This is a genomic window from Streptomyces sp. NPDC046870 (assembly GCF_040704595.1).
In the GTDB taxonomy this organism is placed as follows: Bacteria; Actinomycetota; Actinomycetes; order Streptomycetales; family Streptomycetaceae; genus Streptomyces; species Streptomyces argyrophylli.
Genome location: NZ_JBEYXM010000004.1, coordinates 163,677 through 184,213, shown reverse-complemented (window position 1 = coordinate 184,213; position 20,537 = coordinate 163,677). Strand labels below are relative to the sequence as shown.

At 72.8% G+C, this 20,537-nt stretch carries 20 protein-coding genes and 1 tRNA gene; 17 read left to right on the top strand and 4 right to left on the bottom strand.

Annotation, left to right across the window (positions count from 1 at the left end):
- Window positions 1–44: 44 nt before the first annotated feature.
- Window positions 45–665 carry a 5-formyltetrahydrofolate cyclo-ligase gene (locus tag AB0946_RS11915; RefSeq protein ID WP_366760431.1) on the bottom strand — a complete coding sequence of 207 codons (621 nt, stop codon included), beginning with the start codon at window positions 663–665 and terminating at the stop codon, window positions 45–47.
- 95 nt (window positions 666–760) lie between these two features.
- On the opposite strand from AB0946_RS11915, the gene galU reads away from it, so the two are divergent.
- The 7 genes from galU to AB0946_RS11880 all read left to right on the top strand — a co-directional run bounded on the left by galU (window position 761) and on the right by AB0946_RS11880 (window position 6,318).
- Complete coding sequence (galU, locus tag AB0946_RS11910) at window positions 761–1,672, top strand: UTP--glucose-1-phosphate uridylyltransferase GalU (RefSeq protein ID WP_366760430.1); 912 nt, start codon at window positions 761–763, stop codon at window positions 1,670–1,672.
- Window positions 1,669–2,991 (top strand): gephyrin-like molybdotransferase Glp, encoded by a 1,323-nt coding sequence (gene glp, locus AB0946_RS11905; protein ID WP_366760429.1) that lies wholly within the window; start codon window positions 1,669–1,671, stop codon window positions 2,989–2,991. Before galU ends, glp begins: the two co-directional genes overlap by 4 nt.
- A gap of 84 nt (window positions 2,992–3,075) precedes the next feature.
- Window positions 3,076–3,588, top strand: a complete 513-nt coding sequence (gene moaC, locus AB0946_RS11900; protein WP_030650393.1) for a cyclic pyranopterin monophosphate synthase MoaC — start codon at window positions 3,076–3,078, stop codon at window positions 3,586–3,588.
- Window positions 3,585–4,088 carry a MogA/MoaB family molybdenum cofactor biosynthesis protein gene (locus AB0946_RS11895; RefSeq protein WP_366760428.1) on the top strand — a complete coding sequence of 168 codons (504 nt, stop codon included), beginning with the start codon at window positions 3,585–3,587 and terminating at the stop codon, window positions 4,086–4,088. Before moaC ends, AB0946_RS11895 begins: the two co-directional genes overlap by 4 nt.
- Window positions 4,085–4,723 carry a GNAT family protein gene (locus AB0946_RS11890; RefSeq protein WP_171159957.1) on the top strand — a complete coding sequence of 213 codons (639 nt, stop codon included), beginning with the start codon at window positions 4,085–4,087 and terminating at the stop codon, window positions 4,721–4,723. The genes AB0946_RS11895 and AB0946_RS11890 overlap by 4 nt, the downstream gene beginning before the upstream one ends.
- Window positions 4,724–4,899: 176 nt before the next feature.
- Window positions 4,900–6,153 (top strand): gephyrin-like molybdotransferase receptor GlpR, encoded by a 1,254-nt coding sequence (gene glpR / locus AB0946_RS11885; protein WP_366760427.1) that lies wholly within the window; start codon window positions 4,900–4,902, stop codon window positions 6,151–6,153.
- 91 nt (window positions 6,154–6,244) lie between these two features.
- Window positions 6,245–6,318, top strand: a tRNA-Ala gene (locus AB0946_RS11880).
- A 110-nt stretch (window positions 6,319–6,428) separates the two neighbouring features.
- Here AB0946_RS11880 and AB0946_RS11875 read toward each other — a convergent pair.
- Complete coding sequence (locus AB0946_RS11875; protein ID WP_171155422.1) at window positions 6,429–6,905, bottom strand: GNAT family N-acetyltransferase; 477 nt, start codon at window positions 6,903–6,905, stop codon at window positions 6,429–6,431.
- Window positions 6,906–6,986: 81 nt separating this feature from the next.
- On the opposite strand from AB0946_RS11875, the gene AB0946_RS11870 reads away from it, so the two are divergent.
- Entirely contained in the window at window positions 6,987–7,790 is an 804-nt protein-coding gene (locus AB0946_RS11870) for an exodeoxyribonuclease III (RefSeq protein WP_366760426.1), read from the top strand.
- 28 nt (window positions 7,791–7,818) lie between these two features.
- Here the strand turns inward: AB0946_RS11870 and AB0946_RS11865 are convergent, their stop codons facing one another.
- Window positions 7,819–8,439 carry a MerR family transcriptional regulator gene (locus AB0946_RS11865; protein WP_366760697.1) on the bottom strand — a complete coding sequence of 207 codons (621 nt, stop codon included), beginning with the start codon at window positions 8,437–8,439 and terminating at the stop codon, window positions 7,819–7,821.
- 178 nt (window positions 8,440–8,617) lie between these two features.
- Between AB0946_RS11865 and AB0946_RS11860 the strand changes: the two genes are divergently transcribed.
- From AB0946_RS11860 to AB0946_RS11845, 4 genes are all read left to right on the top strand, one after another.
- Window positions 8,618–10,144, top strand: coding sequence for an NAD(P)/FAD-dependent oxidoreductase (locus tag AB0946_RS11860; protein ID WP_366760425.1), 1,527 nt, complete (start codon window positions 8,618–8,620; stop codon window positions 10,142–10,144).
- Window positions 10,141–11,094: an alpha/beta hydrolase gene (locus tag AB0946_RS11855; RefSeq protein ID WP_366760424.1), complete on the top strand. Its 954-nt coding sequence runs from the start codon at window positions 10,141–10,143 to the stop codon at window positions 11,092–11,094. Before AB0946_RS11860 ends, AB0946_RS11855 begins: the two co-directional genes overlap by 4 nt.
- On the top strand, window positions 11,091–11,975 hold the full coding sequence (locus AB0946_RS11850) for an SDR family oxidoreductase (RefSeq protein WP_366760423.1): 885 nt from the start codon (window positions 11,091–11,093) through the stop codon (window positions 11,973–11,975). The genes AB0946_RS11855 and AB0946_RS11850 overlap by 4 nt, the downstream gene beginning before the upstream one ends.
- 89 nt (window positions 11,976–12,064) lie before the next feature.
- Entirely contained in the window at window positions 12,065–12,289 is a 225-nt protein-coding gene (locus AB0946_RS11845; RefSeq protein ID WP_366760422.1) for a hypothetical protein, read from the top strand.
- 74 nt (window positions 12,290–12,363) lie between these two features.
- Here the strand turns inward: AB0946_RS11845 and AB0946_RS11840 are convergent, their stop codons facing one another.
- A complete protein-coding gene (locus AB0946_RS11840; RefSeq protein ID WP_366760421.1) occupies window positions 12,364–15,663 on the bottom strand; it encodes a S41 family peptidase in 3,300 nt (1,099 codons plus the stop codon).
- Between the two features lie 180 nt (window positions 15,664–15,843).
- Between AB0946_RS11840 and AB0946_RS11835 the strand changes: the two genes are divergently transcribed.
- The 5 genes from AB0946_RS11835 to AB0946_RS11815 all read left to right on the top strand — a co-directional run bounded on the left by AB0946_RS11835 (window position 15,844) and on the right by AB0946_RS11815 (window position 20,517).
- A complete protein-coding gene (locus AB0946_RS11835) occupies window positions 15,844–16,446 on the top strand; it encodes a TetR/AcrR family transcriptional regulator (protein ID WP_366760420.1) in 603 nt (200 codons plus the stop codon).
- A gap of 103 nt (window positions 16,447–16,549) precedes the next feature.
- Window positions 16,550–18,754: an MMPL family transporter gene (locus AB0946_RS11830; RefSeq protein ID WP_366760419.1), complete on the top strand. Its 2,205-nt coding sequence runs from the start codon at window positions 16,550–16,552 to the stop codon at window positions 18,752–18,754.
- Window positions 18,755–18,833: 79 nt separating this feature from the next.
- Entirely contained in the window at window positions 18,834–19,322 is a 489-nt protein-coding gene (locus AB0946_RS11825) for a YbaK/EbsC family protein (protein WP_366760418.1), read from the top strand.
- Window positions 19,319–20,164: a DMT family transporter gene (locus AB0946_RS11820; RefSeq protein ID WP_366760417.1), complete on the top strand. Its 846-nt coding sequence runs from the start codon at window positions 19,319–19,321 to the stop codon at window positions 20,162–20,164. The genes AB0946_RS11825 and AB0946_RS11820 overlap by 4 nt, the downstream gene beginning before the upstream one ends.
- A gap of 77 nt (window positions 20,165–20,241) precedes the next feature.
- Window positions 20,242–20,517 (top strand): DUF1876 domain-containing protein, encoded by a 276-nt coding sequence (locus tag AB0946_RS11815; protein WP_366760416.1) that lies wholly within the window; start codon window positions 20,242–20,244, stop codon window positions 20,515–20,517.
- The last annotated feature ends 20 nt before the right edge of the window (window positions 20,518–20,537 follow it).

The following is a 20,537-nucleotide window of genomic DNA, read 5'->3' as shown; positions in this document are numbered from 1 at the left end:
CCCTCCACGCGCGCGTGGAGGGCCGTTGCCGTCAGAGGGGTGGGTCAGGGTTGCGGGAAGCGGCGCACTCCCGACGGGGTCACCACCGCGTGCACCGGCCTGTCGTGCGTCTCCGCCGGGACGCGCGCGACGACCTCCGTGTCGTAGAGCAGCACCACGAGCAGGGGGCGCGCGCCCGTGCGCTCCAGCCGGGCCAGCACCCGGTCGTAAGACCCTCCGCCGCGCCCCAGGCGCGTCCCGCGCGCGTCCACCGCGAGGCCGGGCAGCAGGACCACGTCCGCGTCCGCCACGGCGTCCGGGCCCAGACGCGGACCGGAGGGCTCGAGAAGAGCCATCCTGCCGCCGTGCCGGACCGGGGCGAGGGAGTCCGGGCCGGCGTACTCGCCCCAGTCCAGGTCGTTGTCGGGCAGCAGCACGGGGAGCAGGACGCGCACGCCCCGCGCGCGCAGGGCGTCCATCAGGTCGAGCGTGCCGGGTTCGCCGCCCACCGAGACGTACGCCGCCACCGTGCGGCCACGCGCCAGCTCGGGCAGCTCCAGGGCCCGCTCCGCCAGCGCGCGGCCCGCCACGCGGACGTCATCCGCCGTCAACCTGTTCCTCACCCCGAGGAACTCCCGCCGAAACGCGCGCTTGTCAGACTCGCCCGTACGTCCGTCGTGTTCCACTGGTCGTCCTCGCGCCCTTCTTAATGCAGGTCATATAAGGGTCAAGCAACCTGAGCCACAGATTCCCCACAAAGGCACCGGATATGGTTGCGGGCATGACTCAGTCCCACCCCAGGATCAGCAAGGCTGTCATTCCCGCAGCCGGCCTCGGCACCCGGTTCCTGCCGGCTACCAAAGCCACTCCCAAGGAGATGCTGCCGGTCGTAGACAAGCCGGCGATCCAGTATGTGGTCGAGGAGGCCGTGTCGGCGGGGCTCGACGACGTCCTGATGATCACCGGGCGCAACAAGCGCCCGCTCGAGGATCACTTCGACCGCAACTACGAGCTGGAATCGGCGCTGCAGAAGAAGGGCGACGCCGAACGGCTCGCCAAGGTGCAGGAGTCCAGCGACCTGGCCACCATGCACTACGTGCGCCAGGGCGACCCCAGGGGCCTCGGGCACGCCGTGCTGTGCGCCGCCCCGCACGTCGGCCACGAGCCCTTCGCCGTCCTCCTCGGTGACGACCTGATCGATCCCCGGGACCCGCTGCTCGCGCGCATGATCGAGATCCAGGAGCGGCACGGCGGCAGTGTCGTCGCCCTGATGGAGGTCGCACCCGAGCAGATCCACCTCTACGGCTGCGCGGCCGTGGAGGCCACTGCCGACGGCGACGTGGTCAAGGTGACCGGACTGGTCGAGAAGCCGGACCCGGCGGACGCCCCGTCGAACTACGCGATCATCGGACGCTACGTCCTCGACCCGCACGTGTTCGGCATACTGCGCAAGACCGAGCCGGGCCGGGGCGGCGAGATCCAGCTCACCGACGCCCTCCAGCAGCTCGCGCAGGACGAGAAGGTCGGCGGCCCGGTGCACGGCGTCGTCTTCCAGGGCCGCCGCTATGACACCGGCGACCGTGGCGACTACCTGCGTGCCATTGTCAGACTCGCGTGCGAACGTGAGGACCTGGGCCCGGAGTTCCGGACCTGGCTCCGCAGTTACGTAGCCGAGGAGATGCAGCAATCTTGAGCAGCGCCGCGACCCGCCCCGCAGGCCCGGACGACCTGTGGTCGGTGGACGAGCACCTTGAGGACATCCTCTCGACCGTCCACCCCCTCGAACCCATCGAGCTGCAACTGCTCGACGCCCAGGGCTGCGTCCTGGTCGACGACGTCACGGTGCCGGTGTCCCTGCCGCCGTTCGACAACAGCTCCATGGACGGGTACGCGGTGCGGGTCGCGGACGTGGCGGGTGCCGGGGAGGAGTTCCCGGCCGTCCTGGAGGTCGTCGGGGACGTCGCGGCCGGCGCGGCCGACCCGGTGCGGGTCGGTCCCGGACAGGCCGCGCGCATCATGACCGGCGCGCCGCTGCCCCCCGGCGCCGAGGCCGTCGTCCCCGTCGAGTGGACCGACGGCGGGCTCGGCGAGGGCCCGGTCAGCGGCATGCGGGCGCGCAGCTCGGCCCCCGAGGGCGCCGAGGGCCACGTGCACGTGTACCGGTCCGCCGAGGCACGCGCGCACGTGCGGGCCAAGGGCAGCGACGTGAAGGCCGGGGACCTCGCCCTGGAGGCCGGGACGATCCTCGGCCCGCCGCAGATCGCGCTGCTCGCCGCGATCGGCCGCGGCACGGTACGCGTGCGCCCCCGTCCGCGCGTGGTCGTGGTGTCCACCGGCAGCGAACTCGTCCAGCCCGGCGAGCGACTGGCCGGCGGGCAGATCTACGACTCCAACAGCTTCGCCCTCACCGCCGCCGCCCGGGACGCGGGCGCCATCGCCTACCGGGTGGGCGCCGTCGCCGACGACGCCGAGACCCTGCGCTCCACCATCGAGGACCAGCTCATCCGCGCCGACCTGCTGGTGACCACGGGCGGGGTGAGCGTCGGGGCGTACGACGTCGTCAAGGAGGCGCTGGCGTACGCCGCGGACGCGGACGAGGCGGGCAGCGGCGTGGAGTTCCGCAGGCTCGCCATGCAGCCCGGCAAGCCCCAGGGTTTCGGTTCCATCGGCCCCGACCACACCCCGCTGCTGGCACTGCCCGGCAACCCCGTGTCGTCGTACGTCTCCTTCGAGCTGTTCGTCCGGCCCGCCATCCGCGCGCTGAGGGGCCTCACGGACCTGCACCGGCCCCGCGCGCGGGCCGTGCTCAAGGCCGACGGGGCGCTGCGTTCGCCCAAGGGCCGCCGCCAGTTCCTGCGCGGCACCTACGCCGGCGGCGAGGTGACCCCGGTGGGAGGTGCCGGTTCCCATCTGATCGCCGCGCTGGCGCAGGCCGACGCGCTGATCGTCGTGCCCGAGGACATGGAGTCCGTGGAGCCCGGCAGCGAGGTCGAGGTGGTCCTGCTCGGCTGAGCCCGGCTGGTTGGCGGTACCGTGTCGCGCACAGCAGGCCCGCGCGCCGCACCGCGCCGGGCCCGGACCGGGAGCGCCACAGCCATGACCCAGCCTTCCCGGGGGGAGACCCCCGGAGCCCCTGCGCAGGACCGACTGACGCACATCGACGAGGCGGGCGCGGCCCGCATGGTCGACGTGTCCGGGAAGGACGTGACCGCGCGCACCGCCCGCGCCAGCGGCCGGGTGCTCGTCGCACCGCGCGTGGTCGAGCTGCTGCGGGGCGAGGGCGTGCCCAAGGGGGACGCCCTGGCCACCGCGCGGATCGCCGGGATCATGGGCGCCAAGCGCACCCCGGATCTGATCCCCCTGTGCCACCCGTTGTCGGTGTCCGGTGTGACACTGGACCTGTCGGTCGCGGACGACGCCGTGGAGATCCGGGCCACCGTGAAGACCACGGACCGCACGGGCGTCGAGATGGAGGCCCTCACCGCGGTGACGGTCGCCGCGCTCACCGTGATCGACATGGTCAAGGCGGTCGACAAGGGGGCGGTCATCACGGACGTACGGGTGGAGGAGAAGACGGGCGGCAAGTCGGGTGACTGGAGCCGGGCATGACCTACCGTGCTCTGGTGATCACCGCTTCCAACCGGGCCGCCGCGGGCGTCTACGCGGACAAGGGCGGCCCGCTGGTCGCCGACGGCCTCAGCGGCCTCGGGTTCGACGTCGACGGCCCGCAGGTGGTCCCCGACGGCGACCCCGTGGAAGCGGCCCTGCGCGCGGGCGTCGCCTCCGGGTACGACGTCGTCGTCACCACTGGCGGCACCGGCCTGTCGCCCACCGACCGCACCCCCGAGGCGACCCGCGCGGTGATCGCGTACGAGGTGCCGGGCATCGCGGAGGCCATCCGCGCGTACGGGCGGGACAAGGTGCCGACCGCGGCGCTGTCCCGGGGCCTGGCCGGAGTGGCCGGGCGCACGCTGATCGTCAACCTGCCCGGGTCGACCGGCGGGGTGCGCGACGGGCTCGCCGTGCTGGAGCCCCTGCTGGTGCACGCCGTCGACCAGATCCGCGGCGGTGACCACCCGAGACCCGGCGGTACGGGGGGTGCGAGCTGAACAGCCCTTCCTGGCCCGTCGTACTGGCGGACGGCGATGTCGTCCTCCGGCCGATAAAGCTGCGCGACCAGCGGGTCTGGCGTGAGGTGAACCGGCGTAACCGCGACTGGCTGCGCCCGTGGGAGGCGACCATCCCGCCGCCCACGCCGAGCGGGCCGATCGCGCACCGGCCGACCTACCGCCAGATGGTCCGGCATCTGCGCTCAGAGGCGAACGCGGGTCGGATGCTGCCGTTCGTCATCGAGTACCAGGGGCAGCTCGTCGGGCAGTTGACGGTCGCCGGGATCACCTGGGGGTCGATGTGCTCGGGGCACGTCGGCTACTGGGTGGACGAGGCGGTGGCCGGGCGCGGGGTGATGCCGACGGCCGTCGCGCTCGTGGTGGACCACTGTTTCCGCACCGTCGGCCTGCACCGGGTCGAGGTCTGCATTCGCCCGGAGAACCGGCCGAGCCGGCGGGTCGTGGAGAAACTCGGATTCCGCGAGGAAGGGCTCCGGCCGCGTTATCTGCACATCGACGGTGCCTGGCGCGACCATCTCGTCTTCGCGCTCACCGCGGAAGAGGTGCCCGACGGGTTGCTCACGCGGTGGAAGCGGGCGCGCTCGCGCGGGAGCCAGCGCACCGAGAGTCCGTGAATTGAATATGTGTTCGAAAATGATCGGCTGTTGACCGTCTCGGGGCGCCGAATTCCCGGCTGCGGCGGTCCGCTGATCGCAAGCGTCGCAAAAAATGCTGGAAATATGAGCCAGATCGTGCGACACACCGGCCCAATTGGCGGATGGCCTCACGCAAACCCCTCTACGGTGTGAGCGTGAGCAGCAGCGGCCTCATCTACGCAGTCATTGTCGGGGCCTGGGCCGCCTACTTGGTGCCGATGTGGCTCCGTAGGCAGGACGAGCTGAACGAGGCCCGTCCGACGGAACGCTTCAGCACCGCCATCCGGCTGCTGTCCGGACGGGCGGGTATGGAGCGCCGGTACGCCAGGGACCTGCGGGCGCGCTCCGCCCAGGAGGGGGAGCCGGACGCCGTCGATCCGGACGCCGTCACCGACTCGGTGGACGTCCGGGCCTTCGCCGTGCCTCCGACCCGCCGTCAGGTGGCCGTCGAGGCCGAGCCCGAGGCGCCCGGCGGCACCGGGGCGGCGAGCGACCACGCCTCCGTCCCGGCCTCCCGGCCCGCCCCCGACCCCGCGCCCGTTCCCGCGACCCCGCCGGCCCAGCAGCGTGAACCGGCGGCACGGAGCGCGTCCTCGGCGCAGTCGGCCGCGGCACGCGCCCGGCGCACCAAGGTGCTCGCGCGCCGACGGCGCACCACCGTGGTGCTCTTCCTCGCCTTCACCCTCGGCGCGATCGTCGCCGCCGTCGGCGGCCTCGCCTTCCTCTGGGTGCCCGGCGCGCCCGCCGTGCTCCTCAGCGCGTACATCGCCTATCTGCGCACGCAGGAGCGCCGCCGGTTCGCCTACCAGATGGACCGGCGCCGTGCCGAGGCCGCCGCCCAGCGCCTGCGCGAGCGCCAGCCCCGCCGGCGCGCGCCCCTCGAGGCGGGACCGGCCGCCGAGGAACCGCAGGAGGGCCAGGCCACCGAGACCGGCACCGGACTGTCCGCGCTCGCCGCCGACCGGCGCGCCCTCGTCGAGCAGACCGACCACGCCGAGTGGGTCGACCAGCAGCGCGAGCGGCAGCGCAGGCCCGGTCACGGGGACAGCTGGGACCCGGTGCCGGTGCCGCTGCCCACGTACGTGACCGCGCCCGTCGCCCCGCGCGCGACCTCCGACGTGGATCTCGGCGCGCCCGACACCTGGAGCTCGGCGCGGTCCAGCGCGGTCGTGCCGGAGCAGGAGACGGGCCACGCGCCCGAGAGCGTGGCGCGCGATCCGGAGGCGGTGCCCGGGCAGAAGACGGGGGACCAGGCGGCGGACGGCCGTGCCCACGCCCGGCCCCGCTCGCGCGGCGGGGCCTCCGCCGCGGCCGCCGCCCGCCGGGCACGGGAACGCGGACGCACGCCGCTCTTCGACCAGTACGACCCCTACGAGGACGACGACCGTCCGCGCGCGGCCAACGAGTGACCCCGGTCACCTCGGAAACCCCCGCCCTGACCAGTCAGGGAGCGGATTTCCAAGCACCCCGATCGGGATGCTAAAGTTTCACTCGTTGCAAGGGCCTGTGGCGCAGTCCGGTAGCGCACCTCGTTCGCATCGAGGGGGCCAGGGGTTCAAATCCCCTCAGGTCCACTGCACGACGAAGATCCCGTCGGTCATCACGACCGGTCGGGATCTTCGTCGTTTCCGCCCATGTGACGGCGGCATCGCCGCCGCCCGGGCGGCGGCTTCACCGCCCCCGGTCACAGCCGCTTGGCGTAGCAGAGGCTCTCCTCGTGGTGCCGGTAGTAGCCGAACTTCGCGCACGGCTCGTAGCCGCTGGAGGTGTACAGGGCGACGGCCTCCGGCTGCTTGGTGCCCGTCTCCAGGACCATGCGGACCCGGCCGGCCATGCGGGCGTCCTCCTCCAGGGCCGCGAGCATGCGGCGGGCCAGGCCCCGGCCGCGCATCTCCGCGACGACGTACATCCGCTTCAGTTCCGCGTCGCCGTCCTCGTTGCCCTCCTCGTTGCGGTCCTGGCTGCGCCAGCCGCCGGTGGCCACGGGGCGGTCGCGCTCGTCGTACGCGATCAGGTACACGCCCCGGGGCGGGTCGAAGTCGGCGGCGTCCAGGGCGGTGGCGTCGCCCCCGTCGCCGTAGCGCTGGTGGTACTCGGCCTGGACCTCGTCGTTGAGCTTCACGGCGTCGGGGTGATCGAAACGAACGCGGCGGATATTCATGCTGGGCATCGTACTTCTATGCAGTCGGCGGGCGGTCCCGGATTTTGTGGACCCGGACCAGTGTGCCGGTATCGTGCCCGGGTGCTGACTGTGACCTCGGTGAACGTGAACGGGCTGCGGGCCGCCGCGAAGAAGGGCTTCGTGGAATGGCTCGCCGGGACGGACGCGGACGTCGTCTGCCTCCAGGAGGTGCGGGCCGAGCCGCACCAGCTGCCCGAGGAGGCCGGCCGGCCCGAGGGCTGGCACGTCGTGCACGCCCCGGCCGCCGCCAAGGGCCGTGCGGGCGTCTCCCTCTACACCCGGCGCGAGCCCGACCGGGTCCGGGTCGGCTTCGGCTCCGCCGAGTTCGACGGCAGCGGGCGCTACGTCGAGGCCGAGCTGCCCGGCGTCACCGTCGCCTCCCTCTATCTGCCCTCCGGCGAGGTCGGCACCGAGCGGCAGGACGAGAAGATCCGCTTCATGGGCGAGTTCCTGGCCCATCTGAAGGAGCTGCGCGAACGGGCCGCCGCCGACGGGCGCGAGGTCCTCGTCTGCGGCGACTGGAACATCGCCCACCGCCAGGCCGACCTGAAGAACTGGCGCGGCAACACCAGGAACTCCGGCTTCCTGCCCGAGGAACGGGACTGGCTCGACCGTGTCTTCGCCCCCGGGGACGGCGGCTACGTCGACGTCGTGCGCGTCCTGCACCCGGACGCGGAGGGCCCGTACACCTGGTGGTCGTACCGGGGGCGGGCTTTCGACAACGATTCGGGCTGGCGCATCGACTACCACGTCGCCACGCCCGGCCTCGCCGGCAAGGCCGCCAAGGGCTTCGTGGAGCGCGCGGCCACGCACGCCGACCGCTGGTCGGACCACGCACCGGTCACGGTCGTCTACGACCTCTAGACCCGCTTGTCCGGCCGGCCCCGCCCGGTCAGTCCCGCTTGTTCAGCCGGCGGTCCAGTGCCAGGGAGAGTTCCGCCTCCACCACGCTGCGGGCCAGCGGGCGCAGTCGGCGCAGGTCTTCCTCGGGGCCGTGGCGCAGGATCAGGTCGGCGAAGAGTTCGGCCAGGGCGTCGGCGTGCTCGCGGACGCGGGCGCCGGCCGCCAGCACCTCGGCGAGCGGGATGCCCTCGCGGACCAGCGCGGAGGAGACGTCCAGCAAGCGCCGGCTGATGTGGACGATCTCGTCGCCGTCGGTGCCGAGGTAGCCCAGTTCCAGGGCGGCGGCCAGGTTCTCGGGGGTGACCTCGCCCTCGAAGCGGGCGGCGAGTTCCTCGGGGGTGAGGCGGACGGGCTCCTCCTCGGTGGGGGCGCCGACGCCGAGCAGGTCGGCGACGTCGCGGCCCTGGTCGAGGGCGTCCGCGAGTTCCGCGATGCCGTTCAGGGTGTGGCCGCGTTCCAGGAGTGCCGCGATGGTGCGCAGCCGGGCCAGGTGGTGGTCGTCGTACCAGGCGATGCGGCCCTCGCGGCGGGGCGGCCCTATCAGCTTGCGTTCGCGGTAGAAGCGCAGGGTGCGCACGGTGATGCCGGCGCGCCGGGCCAGCTCCTCCATGCGGTATTCGCGCCTGACCGTGGGGTGTTCCGCGTCCTCTGCCACGACCGCAGCCTATGGCGTACTGCCGGTAACTTTCCTTCCGTCACCCCCTACCGCTCGGTAGGCGGCTGCTCTACAGTCCCATTGCGCCAGTGTTCACTGGCAGAGTTCCTAGGCGATGCGTGGAGGCTTCGGGATGGCCGAGCACGAGCATGTACGGGTGGCGGTGATCGGGTCCGGGTTCGGCGGGCTGGGGGCCGCCGTGCGGCTGCGCCGCGAGGGAATCACCGACTTCGTCGTCCTGGAGCGGGCCGGCAGCGTCGGCGGCACCTGGCGGGACAACAGCTACCCCGGGTGCGCCTGTGACGTGCCCTCGCACCTGTACTCCTTCTCCTTCGCGCCCCACCCGGACTGGCCGCGCACCTTCTCCGGCCAGCGGCACATCCGCGCGTATCTGGAGCACGTCACCGACCTCTTCGGGCTGCGCCCGCACCTCCGCCTCGACTCCGAGGTCAAGCTGATGACCTGGGACAACGAGAACCTGCGGTGGACGATCGAGACCACGCGCGGCACGCTGACCGCCGATGTGGTCGTCTCCGCCACCGGGCCGCTGTCGGACCCGAAGATCCCCGACGTCCCCGGTCTCGACTCCTTCCCGGGCAAGGTGTTCCACTCCGCCCGCTGGGACCACGACCTCGACCTGCGCGGCAAGCGGGTCGCCGTGATCGGCACCGGAGCCTCCGCCATCCAGATCGTCCCCGCCATCCAGCCGCAGGTCGGCCGGCTCACCCTCTTCCAGCGCACCCCGCCCTGGGTGCTGCCCCGCGTCGACCGCGCCATCAGCGGCGCCGAGCGCTGGCTGCACCGCCGGCTGCCCGTCACCGCCCAGATCCGGCGCGGACTGCTGTGGGGCATCCGGGAGCTCCAGGTGCAGGCGTTCACCAAGCGCCCGGACGAACTCGGCCTGGTCGAACAGCTCGCGAAGCGGAACATGGCCCGCGCGATCAAGGACCCGGCGCTGCGCGCCAGGCTCACCCCGGACTACCGCATCGGCTGCAAGCGCATCCTGCTGTCCAGCACGTACTACCCGGCGCTGGCCAGGCCGAACGTGGACGTCGTCGGCGGGCTGAGCGAGATCCGCGGGTCCACGGCGGTGGCGGCCGACGGCACCGAGGCCGAGGTCGACGTGATCATCTTCAGCACCGGCTTCCACGTCACGGACATGCCGATCGCCGAGCGCGTGGTCGGCGCGGAGGGCATCACGCTCGCGGAGTCCTGGAAGAACGGCATGCGGGCGCTGCGCGGTGCCTCGGCGGCCGGGTTCCCGAACTGGATGACGATCATCGGGCCCAACACCGGCCTCGGGAACTCCTCCATGATCCTCATGATCGAGTCCCAGCTCAGCTACATGGCCGACTATCTGCGCCAGCTCGACGTCCTGGGCGGCCGCACCGCCCTCGACGCGCGGCCCGCCGCCGTCGACGCCTGGAACGACAGGGTGCAGGAGCGCATGAAGCGGACCGTGTGGAGCACCGGCGGCTGCACCAGCTGGTACCTGGACGCGAGCGGCCGCAACACCACCATCTGGCCCGGTACGACGACCGAGTTCCGGCGCGCCACCCGGCGGGTGGACCTGGCGGAGTACGAGGTGCTGCGCACACCCGCGCCGGTGTCCGGCCCCGGCGCCGGGCCGGCCGGCCGGAAGAGCGGGGCCGCCGCATGAGCCGCAGCGCCCACGTCACCTCCGGCCCCTACGCCCCGCCCGCCCCGGCCCGTACCCTCACCGCCGTGTCCGCCGACGGTGCGCGGCTGCACGTCGAGGTGCACGGCCCCGAGGACGCCCCACCGGTCGTCCTCGCCCACGGCTGGACCTGTTCGACGGCGTTCTGGGCGGCCCAGATACGGGACCTGGCCGCCGACCACCGGGTGATCGCCTACGACCAGAGGGGGCACGGGCGCAGTCCCGCGAGCCCCGCCTGTACCACCGAGGCGCTCGCGGACGACCTCGAAGCAGTGCTCGCGGAGACCCTGGCGCGCGGGGAGAAGGCGCTCGTCGCCGGTCACTCCATGGGCGGCATGACGGTCATGGCGGCGGCCGGGCGCCCCCGCTTCCGGGAACACGCCGCCGCCGTCCTGCTGTGCAGCACGGGGAGTTCGGGGCTGGTCGCGCAGTCGCGCGTGGTGCCGTTGCCCGCCGGACGCGTGCGCACCTGGATCACCGGGCGCGTCCTCGGTTCCCGCGCGCCCCTCGGGCCGGTCACACCGGTCGCGCGGCGGGTCCTCAAGTACGCCACGATGGGCGCGGGTTCGGCCCCGCACATGGTGGAGGCGTGCGCGCGGATCGTGCACGCCTGCCCGCGCGCCGCGCGCCACGCATGGTCGGCCGTCCTCGCCGGGCTCGATCTCGACCACGGCGTACGGCGGTTGAGCGTGCCCACCGCCGTACTGCACGGCGCGTCAGACCGGCTCACGCCTGCGGTGCACGCCCGGGCACTGGTCGCCGCGCTGCCGCACTGCGTCGGCCTCACCGAGCTGCCCGGCGTCGGTCACATGACCCCGGTCGAGGCCCCGGAGCCGGTGACCACCCGCATCCGGGAACTCGTCGGCACGTATGTCACGGGGGCTGTCCCCGAGCACGGTTCCACCCCCGCGCGGATCAAGGAGGGCGCATGAGCAGGGTCAGCCTCGAGGGGCAGGTCGCGGTCGTCACGGGAGCGGCGCGCGGCGTCGGTGAGCTGCTGGCGCGCAAACTGTCCGCGCGCGGCGCGAAGGTGGCGCTGGTCGGGCTGGAGGAGGAGGCGCTGAAGGAGGTCTCCGGACGGCTGCACAGCGACAGCGCCCACTGGTACGCCGACGTCACCGACCACGAGGCGATGAGCCGGGTCGCCGAGGAGGTGAAGGCGCGCTTCGGGAAGGTCGACATCGTGGTCGCCAACGCCGGTGTGGCGACGGGCGGTCCGTTCGCCGACTCCGATCCGCAGGCGTGGCGGCGGGTGATCGAGGTGAACCTCATCGGTTCGGCGGTCACCGCGCGGGCGTTCCTGCCGGTGCTCGTGGAGAGCCGCGGTTACCTGCTCCAGATCGCCTCGCTCGCCGCGATCACACCCGCGCCGATGATGACGGCGTACTGCGCGTCCAAGTCGGGCGTGGAGGCGTACGCGCACAGTCTGCGCGCCGAGGTGGGCTACCAGGGCGTCCGTGTGGGCGTCGGGTACCTGTCGTGGACCGACACCGACATGGTGCGCGGGGCCGACCAGGACGACGTGATGCGGGAGCTGCGGCAGCGCCTGCCGTGGCCGTCCAACAAGACCTATCCGCTGGGCCCGGCCGTGGACCGGCTCGTGGAGGGGATCGAGCGGCGCTCGGCGCACGTGTACGGGCAGTGGTGGCTGCGCGGCATGCAGGGCGTGCGCGGCTATCTGCCGGGGCTCATCGGGACGGTCGGGCAGCGGGAGATGAAGCGGTTCGCGCCCCGCCTGAAGGGCATGCGTTCCGGACTCGTCGGCGCAGGTGGGGCGGCCGACGAGGCGGCGCGCGCTACGCACCGTAACTGATCGACATGCAGGCCGTGTTCGCCCATGTGAATCTGGTCGAGGCCCCACAGACGGGGCCGGACCCCCACTCATCACGGGAGTGAACCCACATGGGTATGAAGGACCAGTTCCAGGAGAAGTCCCGCCAGGCCAAGGACAAGATGGACCAGGGCCGCGAGAAGGCCGGCCAGCGCGGTCCGCAGCAGGGCCGCCAGGGTCAGCAGCAGGGCCGCCAGGGCCAGCAGCCGTCGGAGCGGGGCGGCCACAACCACCGTGACATCGAGGACACGGAGCGGCAGATGGAGGACCGGCTCGACCGGGACTACGACGCCTGACCGCCGCACTCGGCTCCGGCCGGTTGACGAGGGGTGCCCTTCTTCCGGGAGGGCACCCCGCGTCGGTCGGCAGGTCAGGAAGCCGCCCTCGGGGGCAGCTTCGGGCGGGACCTGTCCGGGACGCCGTCGTAGGTCGGGGGGACCGCCGCCGGGTTGGACTCCAGCAGTTCCAGGGCGAGTTCCACCGCGTCGGCGAGCTGGGCGTGGCGGCCCTCCGCCCAGTCCAGCGGGGTGCGCAGGATCTCCAGGTCCGGGGCGACGCCGTGGTTCTCCACGGACCAGCCGTAGGCGTCGAACCAGGCCGCGTTCATGGGCACGGTGATGACCGTGCCGTCGCCGAGCCGGTGCCGGCCGGTCATGCCCACCACTCCGCCCCAGGTGCGCTGGCCGACGACCGGGCCGAGCTTCAGGAGCTTGAAGGCGGCGGTGATCATGTCGCCGTCGGAGGAGGTCGCCTCGTCGGCGAGGGCGACGACGGGCCCGCGCGGGGCGTTCGAGGCGTACGACACCGGTTGCGCGTTCCGGGTCAGGTCCCAGCCCAGGATGGTCCGGGTCAGCTTCTCGACGACGAGTTCGCTGATGTGCCCGCCCGCGTTGCCGCGCACGTCCACGATGAGCGCCGGCCGGGACACCTCCATGCGCAGGTCGCGGTTGAACTGGGCCCAGCCGGAGCCGCCCATGTCGGGGATGTGCAGGTAGCCGCACCTGCCGCCGCTCAACTCGCGGACGACCTCCCGGCGTTTGGCCACCCAGTCCTGGTAGCGCAGCGGCCGTTCGTCGACGAGCGGGACGACCGCGACGCGGCGGGCGTGCCCGGCCTCGTCCTCGGACGGGGTGAACGTCAGCTCCACCGTCGTTCCGCCCGAACCGGCCAGCAGCGGGTACGGGCCCGTCACCGGGTCGACCGGGCGGCCCTCGACATGGGTCAGGACGGCGCCCTCGCGGATGCCCGTGCCGGCCAGGGGCGAGCGGGCCTTGGAGTCGGAGGAGTCGCCGGCGAGGATGCGCTTGACCACCCAGCGTCCGTCCCGGCGGACGAAGTTGGCGCCGAGGAGGCCCTGCCAGCGCTGGTAGTGCGGCGGGCCCTCGCTGCGGCGGGCGGCGGTGACGTAGGCGTGCGAGGTGCCCAGCTCGCCGAGGACCTCGCGGAGCAGGTCGGCGAACTCGTCGGGGGACGCGACCCGTTCGACCAGCGGGCGGTACTGCTCGAGCACCGCGGCCCAGTCGATGCCGCACATGCCCGGCTCCCAGAAGTAGGCGCGGATCAGCCGGCCCGCCTCGTCGTAGGCCTGGCGCCACTCGGCGGGCGGGTCGGCCTGGTGCAGGATGCGGCGCACGTCGATCCAGACGGTCGAGTCCGCGTCGCCGATCTCGGTCGACGGCACCGCCCGCAGGTCGCCCTCGTCCACGACGACCAGCCGGGTGCCGTCGCCGCTCACGGTGAACCAGTCCAGGTGGTCGACCAGTTCGGACTTCTTCGCCTTGGCGATGTTGAAGTACTCCAGGGTCGGGCGTCCGCTGATGTCGGCCGGGTTGACGAAGGTCTCGCCGAGCGCGCCGGAGATCGGCCAGCGCAGCCAGACCAGGCCGCCGCCCGCGACCGGGTGCAGCCCGGAGTACTTGGAGGCGATGACCGGGAACGGGGTGACCCGGTTCGCCAGCCCCTCGGCCTCGACCGTCACCGTGCCGGCCTCGCCGGTCTCCTCGTCCTCCAGCGGATCGAGCCCGCCGGCGGCCGGGCGGCCCTCGGGGTTCAGGGCGAACGGGGAGGGGGTCGCCGAGGAGAGCGGGACCAGGTACGGGCGGCAGCCGAGCGGGAAGGACAGGTCGCCGGTGTGCACGTCGTAGACCGGGTCGAAGCCGCGCCAGGAGAGGAAGGCGAGGTAGCGGCCGTCGCGGGTGAAGACCGGGTTCTCGTCCTCGAAGCGGCCGTTCGTCACGTCCACGATGAGCCGGTCCTTGATGCGGGCCAGCTTGATCTGGCGCAGGGTGCGGCCGATGCCGGGGTGCGACCAGGTGAGCCAGGAGCCGTCGGGGGAGAAGGCGAGGTCGCGGACCGGGCCGTTGAGGGACCGGATCAGCTCGGTGATGCCGGTCGCCGTCCCGGTCTCCCCGTCGCCCCCCTCCGGCTCCGGCGCGCCTTCCCCGGGTTCCGCCGCCCCGTCCTCCGGCACGTCGATCAGCAGCAGCCGCCCGTCGTGCGAGGCCACGGCCAGGCGTTCGCCCTCGGGGTCGCAGGCCATCTCCAGGACCCGGCCCAGCGCGCCGGAGGCCAGCCGCCGGGGCGGGCGGTCGCCGGTGGCGCGGGGCAGGTGGGCGATCTCGACGGCGTCCTCGCCCTCGGCGTCGGTGACGTAGGCGATCTGTCCGGTGGAGCCCAGCATCTCCGGCAGCCGTACCCGGACGCCGGGCGTGTCGGTGATCGTACGGGCCGGGCCGTCGCGGTGGGTGAGCCAGTACAGGCTGCCGCGGACGACGACCGCGCTGGCCCGGCCGGTCTCGTCCACGGAGATGCCGTCGACGTTCTGTGCGGCCGGCACCTGGTAGCGGCGGCGGCCGGTGCGCGGTCCGGCGAGCCGGACGTCGAGCTTGCGCGGCACGCCGCCCGGCGAGAAGTCGTCCACCAGCCACAGGTCGCCCGCGCACTGGTAGACCACCCGGTCGCCGTCGCCGGCGGCGTGCCGGGCGTAGAAGGCGTCGTGGTCGGTGTGCCGGCGCAGGTCGGTGCCGTCGTGGGCGCAGGAGTAGAGGTTGCCGACGCCCTCGTGGTCGGAGAGGAAGGCGATGCGGCCGGCGACGAACATGGGGCAGGCCAGATGGCCTTCGAGGTCCGGCAGCAGGCGCTGCCCGTGCAGCCACAGCCGGCCCATGGCGCCGCCGCGGTACCGCTTCCAGGAGGCCGGTTCGTGCGGCGGGGTGCCGGTGAGCAGCAGGGTCCTGTGCTCGCCGGCGAGGTCGGCGCACTGGATGTCGGCGACCGGTCCCCAGGGCAGCCGCCCGCCCGGGTCGCCGTCGGCGGGGACCTTGTAGGCCCAGGTGAAGTGGGAGAAGGGCTGGCCGTGGGAGGCCACGGCCAGGATGTCGCCGTCCGGGGTCCAGCCGCAGACCTGGGTGTCGGTGCTGCCCCAGTACGTCAGCTGGCGCCCGGGGCCGCCGTCGACGTCGACGAGGTGGATCTCGGGGGCGAGGCTGCGCCAGGTCGTGTAGGCGATCCGGCGGCCGTCGGGCGAGAAGCGCGGGTGACCGGTCTTGGTGCGGTCCGCGGTGAGCCGCCAGGCGCGGCCCGGGGCGTCGAGGGGGGCCAGCCAGAGGTCGTCCTCCGCGACGAAGCACAGCAGGTCACCGCTGAGGTGGGGAAGGCGCAGATAGCTCACGTCCCCATGCTTTTCCGGTCATACGGCGCGGGCAACTCGTGGGGTCCGCGCCGTCCGGTTCCTTACAGGCCCTTCACCTTCGTGACCCACCGCACGTACGAAACGGTTTCGTTTCGCTGGTGCACGGGGTATCTTCGTGGATGTACGAGGAAGAAGCTCCGGAGCGGGAAGGTGACGGGCATGACCGAAGCCGTGGCGGCGACACGTCGCAGCCGGATCACGCCCGAGCGCGAGGCCGAGCTGTACGAGGCCGTGCTCGACCTGCTCCGCGAGGTCGGCTACGACGCCCTCACCATGGACGCCGTGGCCGCCCGCACCCGGTCCAGCAAGGCCACGCTCTACCGCCAGTGGGGCGGCAAGGCCGAGCTGGTGGCCAAGGCCGTACGGCACAGCAAGCCGGGCCGTACCGGCGACGTCGACACCGGCTCCCTCAGGGGCGATCTGCACGCGCTCACCCTGCGTGCGGACGACTGCGAGATGGAACAGAGCTCCGCGCTGATGCGGGGCCTGGCCATGGCGGTGCACGGCAACCCGGATCTGCTCAAGGCGTTCCGCGAGCACCTCGTGGAGCCGGAGATGGCGGAGTTCCGCCACGTCCTGCAAAGGGCGATCGACCGGGGCGAGGTCCGCGCGGACAACCCCGCGCTCGGATTCATGATGCACATGATGATCGGCGCGTTCGCCGCCCGCACCATGATCGACGAGCAGCCGCCGACGCAGGACTTCCTCCTCTCGTACATCGACGCCGTGGTCCTCCCCGCCTTCGGCGTCACCGCCAACTGACGCTCTTCCCCAGCGAGCCCACCACCTGACGTCACCGCTCACGTCGTCGGGCTGATCACCCCTGCCCAGCTGAACCCAACGACCTGACCGGGAGTACGCCTCCGTGGCCACGTTCCTCTACAAACTCGGCCGCCTCGCCTTCCGGCGACGGCACTTCGTCGCCCTCATATGGGTCGCGCTGCTCACCCTCGCCGGGGTGGGCGCCGCCTCCGCGCCGGCCGCCGGCAACACGTCCTTCTCCATCCCCGGTACCGAGGCCCAGAAGGCCTTCGACCTGCTGGAACAGCGCTTCCCCGGGATGAGCGCCGACGGCGCCACCGCCCGGGTCGTCTTCAAGGCCCCGAAGGGCGAGAAGATGACGGACGCCGTCAACAAGGCGACCGTCGAGAAGACCGTCAAGGAGCTGCGCAGCGGCTCCGAGGTCGCCTCCGTCGCCGACCCCTACACCGGGCACGCCGTCAGCGGGAACGGCACCATCGCCTACGCCTCGGTGAAGTACGAGGTCTCCGGCATGGAGCTGGAGGACTCCTCCAAGGACGCGCTGAAGGACGCGGCCCAGGACGCGCGGGAGGCGGGCCTCACCGTCGAGATCGGCGGTGACGCGCTGAGCGCGACCCCCGAGACCGGCTCCAGCGAGATCATCGGCATCGCGGTCGCCGCGGTCGTCCTGGTCATCACCTTCGGCTCGCTGCTCGCGGCCGGGTTCCCGCTGCTCACCGCCCTCATCGGGGTCGGCATCGGCGTCTCCGCGATCACCGCGCTGGCCAGCGCCCTGGATCTGGGCTCCACCACCTCCACCCTCGCCTCGATGATCGGCCTGGCCGTCGGCATCGACTACGCCCTCTTCATCGTCTCCCGCTACCGCGCCGAACTCGCCGAGGGCCGCGAGCGCGAGGAGGCGGCCGGACGCGCCGTCGGCACGGCGGGCTCCGCGGTCGTCTTCGCCGGCCTCACCGTCGTCATCGCGCTGGTCGGCCTGTCCGTCGTCAACATCCCGATGCTGACGAAGATGGGCGTCGCCGCGGCGGGCACGGTCGCCGTCGCCGTCCTCATCGCGCTGACCATGATCCCGGCACTGCTCGGCTACGCCGGCCGCAGGATCAAGCCGGCCGGCCAGAAGAGCAGGCTGCTCGGCGGCGGCCGCACGCCGAAGAAGCCGGGCCGCCCCAACATGGGCACCCGCTGGGCCAGCTTCGTCGTCCGCCGCCCGGTCGCCGTGCTGCTGCTCGGCGTGCTCGGCCTCGGCGCGGCGGCGATCCCGGCCGCCTCCCTGGAACTGGGCCTGCCCGACGACGGCTCCCAGCCGGCCTCCACCACCCAGCGCCGCGCCTACGACCTCCTCTCCGAGGGCTTCGGGCCCGGTTTCAACGGCCCGCTGATGATCGTCGTCGACGCCAAGGACAGCGCCGACCCCAAGGCCGCGTTCAGCGAGGTCGGCGACGAGATCAAGGGCCTGAAGGACGTCGTCACCGTCACCCCGGCCACGCCCAACAAGGCCGGCGACACCGCGACGATCACGGTCGTCCCCGACTCCAAGCCGTCCTCGGCCACCACCGAGGACCTGGTGCACGCCATCCGGGACAAGGGCGCGGACATCGCCCGCAAGACCGACTCCGATGTCCTGGTCACCGGTTCGACGGCGATGAACATCGACGTCTCGCAGAAGCTGAACGACGCGCTCCTGCCGTACCTGGCCCTCGTGGTCGGCCTGGCCTTCCTCCTGCTGATCGTGGTCTTCCGCTCGGTCCTGGTCCCGCTGAAGGCGGCGCTCGGCTTCCTGCTCAGCGTGATGGCGGCCCTCGGCGCCGTGGTCGCGGTCTTCCAGTGGGGCTGGCTGTCGGGCCTGATGAACGTCGAGGAGACCGGCCCGGTCATGTCGATGATGCCGATCTTCATGGTGGGCGTCGTCTTCGGCCTCGCGATGGACTACGAGGTGTTCCTCGTGACCCGTATGCGGGAGGCGTACGTCCACGGAGAGAAGCCCAGCCAGGCGGTGGTGACGGGCTTCAGGCACGGAGCCCGGGTCGTGACCGCCGCCGCCGTCATCATGATCGCCGTCTTCTCCGGCTTCATCGGCTCCAGCGAGTCGATGGTCAAGATGATCGGCTTCGGCCTCGCCATCGCCGTCTTCTTCGACGCGTTCCTCGTCCGCATGGCCATCGTCCCGGCGGTCCTCGCCCTGCTCGGCAAGCGGGCCTGGTGGCTGCCGAAGTGGCTGGACCGCGCGCTGCCCAACGTGGACGTGGAGGGCGAGGGGCTGCGCGCCCACGCCGACCCCGAGGAGGAGAGGGAGCTGGTACGCGCCTGACGTACCGCTGAAGCCGCCGGTGAGGGTGCCCGTGGGGACGGGGCTGCACCCTCACCGGCTTTCCCGCTAGCGTGCGCCTATGACGACGACCGCCCATCCTCGTTTCGCCGCCGCGGTGGAGGAGTCGGGACTCGGGGAGCTGCTGCCCCGGGTCCGCGGCTTCCCCGAGGCGACCCGGACCGCCGCCGAGGCCGCCGCCGCCATCGGGTGCGAGCTGAGCCGGATCTGCAAGTCACTGGTCTTCGCCGCCGACGGGGTGCCCGTGCTGGTGCTCGTGGACGGGGCCTCGCGGGTGGACGTCGAGCGGCTGCGGCAGGAGCTCGGGGCCGCGAAGGTCACCCGGGCCGACGCCGGGCTCGTGCGCGAGACCACCGGGTACGCCATCGGCGGGGTGCCGCCCTTCGGGCACCGCACCCGCACGCGGGTCCTCGCCGACCGTTCGCTGCTCGCGCACGAGGTGGTCTGGGCGGCGGCCGGCACGCCGTACACCGTCTTCCCGATCGCACCGGAGGAACTCGTCGCCCACGCGGGCGCCACCCTGGTGGACGTGCGCGAGCGGCAGGCGTGACACCGCTGGTCGCGACGGCCGTGCTGCTCGCCGCCGTCACCCACGCCAGCTGGAACGCCATCGCACACCGCATCACCGACAAGCTCGTCGGCTTCGCCCTGATCTCCGGCGGCGGACTGCTGATCGGGCTCGCGGCGGCTCCGTTCACGGCGTTCCCGGCGGGCCCCGCCTGGCCGTACCTGTTCGCCTCGGCCGCCGTGCACATCGCCTACTACGCACTGCTGATGACCTCGTTCCGGCTCGGCGACTTCGGGCAGGCGTACCCCATCGCGCGTGGCAGCGCCCCGCTCGTGGTCACCGTGCTCGCCGCCGTCTTCGCGCACGAGGTGCCCGGCGTCTGGGCGGCCGCCGGCATCGCCGTGTCCTGCCTGGGACTCGCCGGGGTGGGGCTGTGGGGACTGCGCGGGAGGCGGCCCGACTGGGCGGCGATCGGCGCGGCCCTCGCGACCGGCCTGACCATCGCCGCGTACACCGTCGTCGACGGCATGGGCGTACGGGCCTCGGGCACGTCCCTCGGCTACATCGCCTGGCTCATGGCCGTCCAGGGGGCGGTGCTGCCGGCGTTCCTGTACACACGCGCGCGTGCCGGCACGGTCCGGCTCCTGCGGCCCCACGCCGCCCTCGGCCTCCTCGGCGCCGCCCTGTCCGTCGCCGCGTACGGCCTGGTGCTGTGGGCCCAGACCCGGGCCGCGCTCGCCCCCGTCGCCGCCCTGCGCGAGTCGTCCATCATCGTCGGCGCCGCCATCGGCGCGCTGTTCTTCAAGGAGCGCTTCGGGGCGCCCAGGATCGCGGCGGCGGGTCTGGTGGTCGTGGGGATCGGGCTGATGCTGCGGGCCGGTTAGCGCGGCGCACGGTGCCGACATGACGGGCCGGTTGCCGTGACGCACCCTGGAAGCAGCGGCTTTCGGAGGTGGTCGTCATGATGCACACCGCTGTGGGATGGCACATCGAGATGGAGTTCATGGAGGACGATCAGCACACGCGCGCGGCGGCCCTGGTGCGCCTGCCCGACGGCTCCGAGGTACGGGCCCACGGCCGGGCCAGCCGGCACGGCGTCGACGCCAACCAGCCCCGGGTCGGCGAGGAGATCGCCGGTGCCCGCGCCCTCAACGAACTGGCGATGCAACTGCTGACCAAGGCACACGAGGAGATCGACCAGGCGTCCGGTCGGACCTCGCACCCGATCCACGTGTGACACGCACTCGGCGTGCGCCG